This is a genomic window from Streptomyces sp. NPDC001568 (genome assembly GCF_042893755.1).
Classification (GTDB): Bacteria; Actinomycetota; Actinomycetes; order Streptomycetales; family Streptomycetaceae; genus Streptomyces.
On sequence record NZ_JBIAVF010000017.1, the window covers coordinates 35160 to 48088 of the forward strand.

A 12929-nucleotide genomic window follows, 5' to 3' on the forward strand; every position below is an offset into this window, starting at 1 on the left:
CCGGGTCTTGGACGCGCGGCGGATCGACCGCGGTGCCGCACGCGTGCGGCTGACGTCGGTACGGGGACGGGAAGGGCGAGGAGGGGATCGGAGCGGGGCGCGGGAACCATCGGTCCCCGGTCCTTCCACGCATGCCGTGTCCGGCGGGGCGCTCTCCGGACGGCTCCTGCGGCTCAGGCGTCAGGCCACACGCCTCGGGTCCTGGAAGGCGGCCAGGCGGTCGGCTACCGCCGATGCCACGGCGGCCTGCTGCGCGTTCAGATAGAAGTGCCCTCCGGGGAAGGTCCGCATCGAGAAACCGGCGTGCGTGAGCCGCTCCCAGGCGCGGGCGTCCTCGGCGCTCACCCGGGGGTCACTGTCGCCGACCAGCACGCCGATCGGAGCGTGGAGCCGATCGCCCTCCCGGTAGCGGTAGGTCTCGGCCGCCCGGTAGTCGGCCCGCAGCGCCGGCAGGGCCGCGCGCAGCAGTTCGTCGTCGGCCAGCACGCTCGGATCGGTACCGCTGAGCGCACGGATCTCCGCGATGATCTCGTCGTCGCCCCGCAGGTGAACGTTCTCGTCGCGGTGGATCACCGGAGCGCGACGCCCCGACGCGATCAGCCCGAGCAGCGCGCCCGGGGCGCGGCGCTCGACCAGCAGCCCCAGTTCGAACCCGACGATGGCGCCCATGCTGTGCCCCATGATGACGAGCCGTCGCTCCGGGGTGGGTGCCAGCAGATCGCACAGCCGGTCCGCCAGTGTGCGCACGTCGTCGATCGGTGTCTCCCGCCGTCGGTCCTGACGGCCCGGATACTGCACGCAGATGACGTCCACGGCCGGTGCCAGTCGGCGGGCCAGGGAAAGGAACTGCGGCGCCGAACCGCCCGCGTGCGGCAGACAGAGCAGTTGGACCGCGCCCGGCGACGCAGGTTCGTATCTGCGGAACCAGTGGTCCCGATCCGCGGCTACGGTCATCGGCAAGAACCCCGTCCCAGCGGTCAGCCGGCGCATCCGCCACCTGACATGCCTCAAAGTCATCGGTGATCGATCTGGCCTCAACGTAACCGGCGACCCGAGGGCGGTGCCGGTGATCACCCCCCCTAACCCCACCCCTGTCGTGTGGCCGCACCGCCCCGACCCGCCGCCCGCGACCGCCCCGCACGCTGCGCGGAGCGGCCCGGACGCCCGGCCTGCCGGCCGGGCGTCCGGAGCGGCCCGCCGTCCGACCCGGCGGAGGGATTCAGTGGTCCGCCGGGCCCACCAGGCGCAACTCCACCGGCAGTCCGAGGCGACTCCTCACCCCGAGTTTTCGGTAGATCTTGGTGAGGTGCTGCTCCACCGTGCTCATCGTGATGAACAGGGCGCTGCCTATCTCGCGGTTGCTCCGCCCCTGCACCGCGAGAGCCGCGACCTTGCGCTCCGATTCACTGAGCGAGGCAAACCTGCGGATGTCCGTCTGCAAGGTCGGCGTTTCACCGGTTCCCTCTGCGCCATCGGAATATTGCAGCCTCCAGTACAGCGGGGCGGCCTCACATATCTTGGCCAGACGCTTTGCCTGATGTGCACTGAGTTTGAATTCGGCGAGACGACCGCACTCGAGCTCGGCTTCACTCGAATCGGCGAGCGCAATGGCCAGTTCAAGCCGGTCCTCGGTTTCCAGAAGGACCTGCACCGCCTCTCTCAGCAGGGAGGCGCGGGCCGGATTCTTCAGCGTCGCGGCCATGATCCTCAGGGAGCGACCGCGCACGCGCCTGTCATCGACGTCCGCCAGCGTCAGCTGTTCCTCCAGGAGAGCTTTGGCGCTGGACGAATCATCGAGACGCAACCACGTCTCCGCCAGGTCGCTCCGCCAGGGAACAAAATTCGGTCGGTCGAGAGCACTGCCGACGAGAAGGCGACCGCACGCCTGGAAGTCCGCCAAGGCCGCGTACGGACGGTTGCTTTCGAGGTAAAAGCGTCCACGTGCCCGCAAGAAGTGCAGCCACAAAGGATTTCGGTGCGCCTCAGGAAGCGCCTCCTTGATGAGCGTCTCCGCTTCTTCCATCTCACCCATGGCCGTGGTGGCGTGGACGAGGCACGACAGCGGTAGCCCGAGGGCCGCGCCCCAGTTGTGCGGAGGCATCACCGTCAGGGCTCGGCGAGAGTGCCGCTCGGCATCGAACAGGTCACCCCTGCGTACCGCCACCAGCCCCTGGACGGCGGCGAGTACGGCCACCCACGCCACGGCCCGATGCGCTTCGGCCTCCGGCATGAGCGTTTCGCACCAGCGTTGGGCGTCGTCCAATCTGTCGTCGAAGGTGAGGACGAGCAAGGCGGACAGCGCGGCGACCGGTAGCGCGTCGGCGATCCGGCAGCACTGCAGGACCTGTTCGGCACTCTTGATGAGGTCGCTCCACGACTCGCACTCGACCGTCTCCTCGGCGCGATGCGCCGTGGCGGCCCCATCGGCGCCGTCGGCTCCCTTGAGGGGCGCCACCCATCGGATCCACTGACGCGCGAGCATCAGGGCGGCGGCCCCGGTCGAGTCGACCTCGTCCTCCTGGGCGCCGATCTGCCCGAGCACCTTGGCCGCCTCGTCGGTTCGGCCCTGCCAGGCGAGGAAGGTGCCGAGTGCCACGATGTCGGGATCGGCCAGGCTCCCGTCCTCGAGAAGGGAGTGCAGCGGCACCAGCAGCGGGGTCACCGCGGTCGGCTTCGCCAGCCACAGGACCCTCGCCAGCGCCCCCATGACCTCGGCCCGCTCCCGAGCGTCACCACAGGCTTGATGGGCGACCTCGAGGAACTCGGCCGCGCGGCTCGGGTTCCCCTCCCTCAGCGCTTGCCAGGCCGCGTTGCGCAGGACGTCCACGGACCACTTCTCCGTGATGCTCCCCGCGGCAACCAGCCGTTCGGCGACCTCGGACGGCATCGCCCCGTCGGAGTGCAGCAGCAGCGCGGTGCGCTCGTACAGCGCCGCGAGCGCCTCGCCATCGAGCCCGCTCAACGCGGCCGTCCCGGCTGCCGGGTGACAGAACCATCCGGAGCGCAGCAGTCCCGTTCCGGCGAGGGCGTTCAAGGCCTCCACCACGGTCCGCTGCTCACTCCCCAGCAACCGCACCAACACGGCATCCGACGCCGGAGCGCCGTGGACGGCCAAGCCGCGGGCCACATCGAGCAAATGAGGATCCCAGCGGTAGAGGGAAGCCTCGACGGCGACCTTGAAGTGAGCCCCTACGCACACTTCGTCCACCGCGGAAACCGACTCGATGTCTTGGGGATCGCACTCATCGAACCCGTGGCACTGGTCCTGGAGCAGCGCTTGCAGCAGCAGTGGACTGCCACCGGTCACCGCCAGGAAGGAGGGGGCGAGCCGATCGGCGGTCGTCTCGCACAGTCGTCGCTGCCGCAGCCAATCGGTCACGCCGGCAAGGGAGAGCGGCTCCAGGCTCAGGAGGTGAAAATGTGGCTGCTTCATGAACTCGGCCAACACCAGCGGGGGTTCGGCGCTCGATATCCGCCACTCGCCGAATACGGCGACCACAGGACTCGAGGCGAGTCGACGCAGTATCAGGAGCAGAGCTTGCATGCTCGCCGGATCCGCGTGCTGCGTGTCGTCGACGGTCAGCACCAAAGGACGCCCACCGGCAGCTTCGAGGAGAATTGCAGCCAGCTCGTCCACCGCGCAAGCAATCAGCGATGGTTCCCGGGAATCCGTTTCCCGTAAAGCAAGGAGGCCTTCGATCCGCTCCCCCACCTCAACGCCCGGCTCCATGGAGCGGAGCAACTGTGCCAGCACTCCCGAGCTGTGGAATTTCTCGGTACGGGACCCCGAGGCGCTCAACACCAGGGCGCCCGTTTCTTTTGCGTACCCGGAGAAGCTTGCTAAGAGCGCTGTTTTCCCTACTCCACCCGGGCCTGCCACGAGGGCAACCGTTCTGCCGTTCATCGTGCACTCGCCCAGCATGTGCTTCAAACTTTGAAGCTCGACACCCTTCTCCACCATGATCATGCAACATCCCCCGATTTGCTTTGCAGTTGCTTTACCACTTAACTGTATCTTCAACGTAACTTCCCCCCCGGCGAGCAGTCAAGATCCCCTCACGGGATCTTTGCGCGAAATCCGTCGATTGCACAGCAAAGCCGAAATCCACCCCATCGGGGATTTTTCGCGCCATCGGAGAAATAGTTTCATAACAGAACATTTCAGGCCAATCGCTTCATTCCACTGCCCTCGCGCAAGCGCCGACCTGCCCCGAAATGCAGGAATCGCGCGGGGTCGACGGGTCGAGAGGGCCTGCCGGTGGGAGGCGTCGGGCCGAAGGGGAACGTGCGACAGGGGTACGGCCCGGCCGTGACGGGTCCCGGTGTGCCGCCGCCGGACCGACCCGGTGACGGCACACCGACTGCGATGTCAGTCCGCTGACGTATCCTTCCGGCCACCGCACACCGACTTGAAGGAAAAAAGAAGTGACCGGCCTGCCGCCCTCTTTCCCGCTGCCCTTTCAGACCGCACGTTCCATAGCGTTCGCCGCGCCCCGAACGCTGCGGGAAATCGAAATGATGCAGTGCAGTGCTCACATTCGGGCGAAGCCGCAGTGGTTCGACAAGATGAACGATGCAGACATCGTGGCCAGGTGGACGAGAGAAGCGCTCACCCAGGGGCTCACCGAGTCGCAAGTTCGTTACGTGCTGGCCGAACTCACGCATTACGCCGCGCTGCGGGACGGGCGAACCGGCATCGAGGTGTCCGCCGTCGACGGGGTGTGGCAGTCGGACACGTTGATCGACGAGAAGCTCGGGTCCCGGTTGCGCGAGGCGGTTCAGGTTCTGGAACAGGTTCCCGAAGCGGAGAAGGACTGGCATCCCGGATCCGACGGCCAAGTGCTGGATCTCGTCCACCCCTCACTGTTCTGCCTGGTGAGAGAGGCGAGCGGGGCGCCCGAGCAGGCTTGGCGGAACCCGACGGACCGCTATGCGAAGTACGAATTCTCGGAGAAGTTCCAATGGCTGCCCACCGACGTCGACGTCAGTGCGGACGGCGACGTCACCTTCCGTTCGTACGTGAACAACGTGCACCCCGAGAAGCACCGCGAACTGAATTCCCTCCTGCCGGACTTGTTCGCGCGCATGCGTCCGCTGTGGGAGAACGTGCTCACCGATCTGCGTCATCCGCGGCCCCTGCGGATCGACGCGGATCCTTATGGGTGGTACGACTCAGAGCCGGAACGTCCGAACAAATCCTCCTACGTCGATGACGCGGCCTACGCGGAAGCCCGTCGCGCCTGGGAACAGGCCCAGGACGACTGGTGGGAGAACCGCCGCCCCGTCGTCCCGGACGCACCGGCCTTCACCCCGCCCGCGTTGCCCGACGCCTCCGCCCGGGTCGACCTGCGCGGCCGCCGCCTCCAGGTCATCGTCAAGCTCGCCACCATCCAGCTCACCCCGGACAAGCCCGAATACGCCGGTGGTTCCTGGCACGTCGAGGGGATGTTGAACGAGCGGATCGTGTCGACCGGCATCTACTACTGGGACAGCGAGAACACCACCGAGAGCCGGCTGGGTTTCCGGGCCGCGCTCGACGACCCGCACTACGAACAGAACGACGACAACGGTCTGCGCGAGGTCTACGGGCTGGAGGACGAGGACGAGCTGAACCAGTTGCTGGGATCGGCGTCGACCCCGGCGGGCCGCTGCCTGGCGTTCCCCAACATCCTGCAGCACCGCGTCAGCCCGTTCCGCCTCGCGGACCCCACCCGCCCGGGCCATCGAAAGATCCTCGCGTTCTTCCTGGTCGACCCGTCGGAAACGATCGTCTCGACCTCCGACGTGCCGCCACAACAGCCCTGGGCCGACACCTCGACCATGACGCTCGACCAGGCACGGGACTACCGCGAACAACTCATGCGGGAACGCAAGTTCTTCGTCGACGAACACAACGAGCAGCTCTACGAGCGGGAATTCTCCCTCTGCGAACACTGAACCCCGCCCCTCCGAAGGGGGGCGATCCGGCCGGAGCGGAACAGCCGAGCTCCATGACCGGCGCCCGGCCACTTCCCGATACCCGTGCGAGGGCACCTGAGCTGGGCTTTTGCCCGTCAGGCGCCCTCGGCTCGGCTCGCTGGACGCGAGAAGTCGGGATGCGCCTTCGCATCCCCCGCCCCATAGTGGAGATCGGCCGGCCGGCCAGGGCCGGGCTCCGCAGGGGTGGAGGGATCACCGCCATGGACGAACGGTGCATCGGCTTCGTCGAGTGGTACGACAGGGCCACCGGCACGGGTTGGATCGTCCCCGTGGGACGCGAGGCCCCCGTCCGCGTGTACCGCGACGACATCGAGGGTGATTGCCGCAGCCTGTCGGTGGACCAGCAGGTGTCCTTCACCCTCGAGCTCGGCGAGGGACGGTTCGTGGCCCGTCACATACGCCCTTGAGCCGAGGCCCCAGGGCCGACCCGGGCCAGCAGATCGTCGGCCCCCGCGTTCAGGTGGAGCTGGAGCAGGCGGTGCGGGAAGAAGTACCCGCTGTCCGTACGGAAGAGCAGCACCCGTTCCTCCGCGCTCCGCAGGAACCGCAGGTAGCGGTACGGCGTACGGCCCCGGTGGGCGAGGATCACACGGATCGTCCAGTGCCGCAGCACGGCCAGACCGCCGTAGCGGAACGCCCGCACCACCGCGAACAGAACGCCCAGCAGGGCGGCGACGAAGCCGGCCCGGCGCAGGTCGTGTTCCGGCGCGGCCAGGCCGATCAGCACCATCAGGGCCACGACGGCCACGGCCAGGCCGGCGAAGCCGTGGACGACGGAGAACCGGAACGTACGGCGGATCCCCTCGTTGGGGCGGGGGCGACGGTCCTGGAGCGAGGGCTCGAACTGGTTGCCGATGATGTAGGCGAAGCCGAGCAGTGCGGCGGCGGCCGCCCCGATCCACCACGGATCGGGGCACAGCAGGTGGACGACGTAGCCGAGCAGGGCCTCGATGGTCACCCACATGAACAGGCTGTACGCACCCCGCACGAGGTGGAACTTGACCTTGGAGTAGGGACTCCGTTCGCGAAGCCGCCAGGTCCAACGCATCTGCTCCACCGGCTGGAAGACGTCCGTGAAGGAGCCTTCCATCTGCGTGGCCGTGACCCAGAAGTACGCGAGCGCCACCACCACCGGTCCCGGCGCCGTGAGGTCCACGTGCGCCACCTGGACGATCAGGATCACCATGAAGAACATCAGGGGGATGTTGATGGCGACGGGTACGACGACGGCTCCCCGGTTGGGGTTCCGTTTCTCCCTGCCGTTCCGGCCCCGACCCCGGCCCCCGTCCGCCGCGTCGCCCCCGCCCTCCCGCTCCGCTTGCTCGATCTTGAGGAACCGCGCCTCCGAGTGGTAGGACGTCACCACGCACGTGACCGCCATGACGGAGGCGAGCATCGCGGCGCCGGTGACGCTCGCCTCCAGCACCCCTGCGTGCACCGCAGCGGCCACCCACAGGACGGGCACTCCCAGCGCGCAGAGCGACATGGCCAGATTCGGGAGGAACCTCGGGCCCCTCTGCTCCTCGCGGGGCAACCAGCCGAGGTCGAGCCGGTCCAGGTAGAGCACGTGCTCCTGCCGCTCGGTGAGGGTCCGCGCGAGCCAGGTCAGCCAGGCCAGCGTCCGCTCCGCGGACTCGTCCGGTCCGGGGCGCTCGCGCAACAGGCACTCGCGCAGGTACGCGTCGAAGATCCGGCCGCGGCGCTCGGCCGGGCTGCCCGGGCGGCGTAGATCGTCGGCCGACCTGTTGCGGTACGTGACCCGGATGAAGCCGAGCATCATCGGGGACCGGAGCAACTGCCAGAGGTCCGGGTCCTCCTCCAGGGCGACGTGGACGTCCTGGAGGGCGTGCCGGTCCGCGGCCAGGAACTCCTGGACGTCCTGCCGGCTCGGCGGCTGGATCTCCACGTAGCGCAACGCCTCGAGGTCGAAGGCGAGGCGTCGCAGATCGGCCTCGTCCGTACGGCAGCCGACGGCCATGCCGGGGCAGACCCGGCGCAGGCGCCGCAGTTCCGCGACGCACTTGGCCCGGTCCGCCTCCGGTACCTCGTCCAGGCCGTCCAGTACGGGAAGCAGCCGGTGCTCGCTCAGCCAGGTCCGTACCAGGACCCCGGAGACTCCCGTGTACTGCCGTCCCATCGCGGTGACCAGCCACTCCTCGATGGGCTCACCGCGGTACGTGTCCAACCGCAGGTGGACGGGGACGTGGAGGGGCTCCGCCTCGGCGGGCCCCTCCAGCGCCTCGACGGCCAGTCGGTGGGCGAGCCGGGCGAGTTGGGTGGTCTTGCCCATGCCGGGCCGGCCCAGCAGCACCAGGTCGTCGGTGTCCTCGAAGAGCTTGCGGATGTTCGTCACCGGCGTCGGGGCGGCCACCGGCTCGGCCCGGCGGACCCTCCTCCCCCTGCGGCCGCGCGCGTGCCCGGCGCCCCGGTCCGCGGTGAGGATCGTGAACCTCGGCTGGAGATAGAGGTGGGTCTCGGCACGCCCCCACTCGACGGCCGTGCGGTCGCGGACCTGTTTGACCAGGCGGTGGCGCAGGCGTATCGCGGCGCTGTCCCGGCGGGCCCTACGGGGCCAGGTGAACGCGAGGAGAACCCCGGCCAGGAGGGCCCGCACGAACCGACGGACCGGGTAGCGGCGCAGGCGACCGTCGGCCCCCGGCGGGTGTGGGTGGTCCGCCGCACCGGGCTCCGGGGGCGGAGGCAGCCGTACCGGGGCCTCCTCCACAACCGCCTCCCCGGCCACCTCCACGCCCCCTCCCGCGATCCGCGGGCCGCCCGCGAGCCCGTCCGCGAGCCCGTCCGCGGGCCCGTCCGCGGACGCCTCCGCGACGCCGGGCAGGAGGGGAACCGGCTCCGGCGGATCCCCGGCGGCCACCGACGCCTGTTCGCCCGCCGCCCGGTGCCACCGGGGTTCCCATTCGGTCGGGTCCCCGCGCAGCGCCGTGACCATGGAGAGGAACGGGGCCAGTTGCGGACGCCGCTTGCCGGAGAAGGCCTCCGAGACGTACGACCGGCTGAGGTGGGCCGCGTCGGCGAGCGCCGTCACGGTGGGCCGGTCGGCCGGGTCGAGCCCCTCGTACAGCTCGTCGTGGACCCGGCCCATGAGCGTCACCCAGGGCCGTAACTCCGGCGGAGCCGCTGCCGGATCCGGACGCTGGGGGCCCCGTGGCCGAAACCCGGCAGACGATGTCATCCGTTCTCCTCGTTCGCGGGCCGTTCATCGGCGTTCACTCGTTCACGGCTGTCGAATGTCCCTGGTCGGACGGGGTGCGGCGGGCGTAGAACCGTACTCGTCGGCGCCGCCGGCCTCGTGCGCCGCAGTCGGCGACGGGGCCGGCAGGCCCGTCCCGAGCATTCATCTTGGCCATCGGGACAGCGCGTGTACGGCCAACTGCCAGGTTCACAGGATTTGTTGGCGGATCAGCCGAACCCGTACGTCCGTGGGCCACCATCCGCGCCATGTCGCAGGAGGAGTTCTCATGACGTCCCCCTCACGCCTTCTCGCCCCCTTCGGCGGGCTGTTGACGGCATCGCTGGGCGTAATGGCCCGCGCCCCCTGGTGGGTGGTCGCCGGCCTGGCCTTCGCCGGCCTGCTGGTCCTGCGGGCCGAGGCTCTGGTGAACGCGCGCAACGAGGCCCGGCGCGGGCACCACGAGCACCGTCTCCTGGGCCAGGTGCCCCGGAGGCAGGCCCTCGCGTACCTGCGGGAGGTCAGGCGCGACCGCGTCGCGGCGGACCCGGAACCGGCATCGGAGACCGGGACGGATGCGGACCGGGGCGGGGATCCGGATGCGAGGTGACGGGCCTTCCGGTGGACCGCAGGTGGCGGGGCCCTCCGGTCCACCGCACTGGTGTCCGTCGGGCCGCCCGTGCGCGCGCGAAGGTCCGGGCGGGCGGGAATTGCGTTGCCGATCGTGCGGCGGGTGCGAAGAATGCCGTCACATGGGACATGTTGAGGCGGGACACCTCCAGTACTACCTGCCGGACGGACGGGTGCTGCTCGGCGACGTGTCCTTCCGCGTCGGCGAGGGCGCCGTGGTCGCCCTGGTCGGCGCCAACGGCGCCGGCAAGACGACGTTGCTGCGGCTGATCGCCGGCGAACTCCAGCCGCACGGCGGCACGGTCGTCGTCAGCGGCGGGCTCGGAGTGATGCGGCAGTTCGTGGGATCCGTACGGGACGAGCGGACCGTGCGCGACCTGCTCGTCTCCGTCGCGCAACCGCGCATCAGGGAGGCGGCGGCCCGCGTGGACGCGGCCGAGCACCTGATCATGACGGTCGACGACGAGAACGCGCAGATGAGGTACGCGCAGGCACTCAGCGACTGGGCGGAGGCGCGCGGGTACGAGGCGGAGACCGTCTGGGACATGTGCACCACGGCGGCGCTGGGCGTGCCGTACGAGAAGGCCCGGTTCCGGCAGGTGCGGACCCTGTCCGGCGGCGAGCAGAAGCGGCTCGTCCTGGAGGCGCTGCTGCGCGGCCCCGACGAGGTGCTGCTGCTCGACGAGCCGGACAACTACCTCGACGTGCCCGGTAAGCGCTGGCTGGAGGAGAAGCTCAAGGAGACCCGCAAGACAGTCCTGTTCGTCTCGCACGACCGGGAGTTGCTCGCCCGGGTCGCTCAGAAGATCGTCGCGGTGGAGCCGGGCCCCGCGGGCTCGGACGTGTGGGTGCACGGTGGCGGCTTCGTCACCTTCCACGAGGGGCGCCGCGAACGCTTCGCCCGATTCGAGGAGTTGAGGCGCCGCTGGGACGAGAAGCACGTCCAGCTGAAGAAGCTCGTGGCGGACATGCAGCAGTACGCGTCGCGCAGCGACGTGATGGCCTCCCGCTATCACGCGGCCCAGACGCGGCTGCGGAAGTTCGAGGAGGCCGGGCCGCCGCCGGAGCCCCCGCGCGAACAGGAGATCACGATGCGGCTGCGCGGCGGGCGTACCGGCGTACGGGCGGTGACCTGTGAGGACGTCGAGCTGACCGGGCTGATGAAGCCGTTCTCGCTGGAGGTCTTCTACGGCGAGAGGGTCGCGATCCTCGGATCGAACGGTTCCGGCAAGTCCCACTTCCTGCGGCTGCTCGCGGGGGATCCGTCGGTGGCGCACTCCGGACGGTGGAAGCTGGGCGCCCGGGTCGCGCCGGGCCACTTCGCGCAGACCCACGCCCACCCCGAACTGCTCGGGCGCACCCTCGTCGACATCCTGTGGACGGAGCACGCCAGGGACAGGGGCGGTGCCATGTCGGTACTGCGCCGGTACGAGCTGGAACGCCAGGGCGACCAGCCCTTCGAGAGGCTCTCCGGCGGCCAGCAGGCGCGCTTCCAGATCCTGCTCCTGGAGCTGGCCGGTACGACCGCCCTCCTGCTGGACGAGCCGACCGACAACCTCGACCTGGAGTCGGCGCAGGCCCTCCAGGAGGGCCTGGACACCTACGAGGGCACGGTCCTCGCGGTCACGCACGACCGCTGGTTCGCGCGGAGCTTCGACCGGTACCTGGTCTTCGGTTCGGACGGCGTGGTCCGGGAAACCGCGGAGCCGGTGTGGGACGAACGTCGGGTGGCCCGGCCCCGGTGAGCCCTTCCCCGTGGGGCACGTCGGGCTCACAGGTTGGGCGTCGGGCCGTCGGAATCGGGCGCGTCGATCCCCCTCGGGATCAGTAGCCCCAGCGCTGGCCGACGCTGTCGTCGTCGCGGCAGTGGATCCTGCGGCCGTTCCCGGCGATGCCGGAGGATCCGATGTCGGCCTTGCGGCAGATCTGCCCGGCGTTGTAGCAGTTGCCGGCATTGGACTTCGGGTGGCAGCCCGCGGGCACCGGCGCGGGGGGCGTGGTCCGGGGCGCCTTCGTCACCGGCGGGGCGGGGGCGGACTTGGTGGGAGCCGGCGGGGCCGCGGCCGGAGCCTTGGTGGTGGGCGCGAGGGTCGGCTTCGCCGTGGTGGGCTTCGCGCTCGGAGTCGGGGCGGCCGACGGAACGGCCGACGGGGTCGCCGGCGGGGTGGAGCCGAGGGTGGGCTCGGGCGTGGAGGCGGCGGTGTCGACGGAGGTGGGGCTCACGCTCGCGGTGACGCGGGGGGTGCTGCTCGCGGTGGTGGAGGTGGAGGCACCGGGTTCGCAGGCCGCGAGCGCCAGGACGGCGGCGGCTATGACGGTGAGGACGCCGGTGCGACGCTTCTTGATGCGCGGGGTGGCCATGAGCGCCTTTCCTGAGGCATGGGAAAGGCCCCGCCGAAACGGGGGCCTGAGCATGCGGATGCGGGGCGGGGACACGCACCACGGCTTCGGGATGGTGAACGCCGGGGCGGTCGATATCATGACATGACCCCGACCAAAGTTTCACGCTTTCCTTACAAGTGGGTCGACTGCGGCGTCAACATGGACGAGTAAGGCCGATATGGCCCGTTCTGTCGCTGAGGTGGCTCGCTGTCGTCCTTGGCCCTCGGTACGACTGACGTCATCGCCTCGGATCCGTGCGCCCGCACACGACCACCTAGGACGATCGATCACGATGAAGCGCACGGCCGGGTCAACCGCGAGCACCGCCCTCGTCACTGCCGTCGCGGTCGCCGCGTGCCTGCCACGCGATCCGGATCACCGTGCCGCGCTCGGACCGGAGTTGCCTCTGGCCCGCCCGGCACCAGGCGGGCGCCGCGGCGGACACGCCCTTGCCTCCCATGGGGTTGCGGCTGCGGCTCAAGGGCTCGGTGGACACCTGGAAGATGGGCCCCCGGGCCAAGGCGGTGGCCGAGGCCCTCAAGACGTACGGCGCCGTCGTCGCGGACAACGGCTCGCCTTGGTTCATCACCGGTGAGGAGCACGCCGGCTGGAACAACTCCGAGCTTGACGCGCTGAAGGACATCAAGGGATCGGACTTCGAGGCGGTCGACGCGTCCGGGCTCCAGCGATCGCCCGACTCGGGAGCCGTGGCACCCCGGTAGTACGGCGTCCCCGGCCGGGTCGGGGG

The 12929-nt window shown here is 69.8% G+C and carries 9 protein-coding genes; 5 read left to right on the forward strand and 4 right to left on the reverse strand.

The features are described 5' to 3' along the window. Positions 1 to 180: 180 nt before the first annotated feature. Entirely contained in the window at positions 181 to 954 is a 774-nt protein-coding gene (locus ACFY0I_RS28350) for a thioesterase II family protein (protein ID WP_388901135.1), read from the reverse strand. A gap of 265 nt (positions 955 to 1219) precedes the next feature. Then, positions 1220 to 3967, reverse strand: a complete 2748-nt coding sequence (locus ACFY0I_RS28355; protein ID WP_388901137.1) for an AAA family ATPase — start codon at positions 3965 to 3967, stop codon at positions 1220 to 1222. 458 nt (positions 3968 to 4425) lie between these two features. Here ACFY0I_RS28355 and ACFY0I_RS28360 point away from each other — a divergent pair, with 458 nt between their 5' ends. Continuing rightward, the gene (locus ACFY0I_RS28360) at positions 4426 to 5937 is read left to right on the forward strand and encodes a DUF4246 domain-containing protein (RefSeq protein ID WP_388901139.1); all 1512 of its coding nucleotides are present in this window, start codon (positions 4426 to 4428) and stop codon (positions 5935 to 5937) included. A gap of 242 nt (positions 5938 to 6179) precedes the next feature. After that, positions 6180 to 6386 carry a cold shock domain-containing protein gene (locus ACFY0I_RS28365; RefSeq protein WP_388901141.1) on the forward strand — a complete coding sequence of 69 codons (207 nt, stop codon included), beginning with the start codon at positions 6180 to 6182 and terminating at the stop codon, positions 6384 to 6386. On the opposite strand, the gene ACFY0I_RS28370 is transcribed toward ACFY0I_RS28365, so the two are convergent. Further along, on the reverse strand, positions 6371 to 9082 hold the full coding sequence (locus ACFY0I_RS28370; RefSeq protein ID WP_388901406.1) for an NACHT domain-containing protein: 2712 nt from the start codon (positions 9080 to 9082) through the stop codon (positions 6371 to 6373). The genes ACFY0I_RS28365 and ACFY0I_RS28370 overlap by 16 nt on opposite strands. Positions 9083 to 9458: 376 nt before the next feature. On the opposite strand from ACFY0I_RS28370, the gene ACFY0I_RS28375 reads away from it, so the two are divergent. Further along, positions 9459 to 9779, forward strand: coding sequence for a hypothetical protein (locus ACFY0I_RS28375; RefSeq protein ID WP_388901142.1), 321 nt, complete (start codon positions 9459 to 9461; stop codon positions 9777 to 9779). 142 nt (positions 9780 to 9921) lie between these two features. After that, the gene (locus ACFY0I_RS28380) at positions 9922 to 11544 is read left to right on the forward strand and encodes an ABC-F family ATP-binding cassette domain-containing protein (RefSeq protein WP_388901144.1); all 1623 of its coding nucleotides are present in this window, start codon (positions 9922 to 9924) and stop codon (positions 11542 to 11544) included. Positions 11545 to 11623: 79 nt separating this feature from the next. On the opposite strand, the gene ACFY0I_RS28385 is transcribed toward ACFY0I_RS28380, so the two are convergent. Then, the gene (locus ACFY0I_RS28385) at positions 11624 to 12160 is read right to left on the reverse strand and encodes a hypothetical protein (RefSeq protein ID WP_388901146.1); all 537 of its coding nucleotides are present in this window, start codon (positions 12158 to 12160) and stop codon (positions 11624 to 11626) included. Between the two features lie 470 nt (positions 12161 to 12630). Here ACFY0I_RS28385 and ACFY0I_RS28390 point away from each other — a divergent pair, with 470 nt between their 5' ends. Next, the gene (locus tag ACFY0I_RS28390; protein WP_388901147.1) at positions 12631 to 12903 is read left to right on the forward strand and encodes a hypothetical protein; all 273 of its coding nucleotides are present in this window, start codon (positions 12631 to 12633) and stop codon (positions 12901 to 12903) included. The last annotated feature ends 26 nt before the right edge of the window (positions 12904 to 12929 follow it).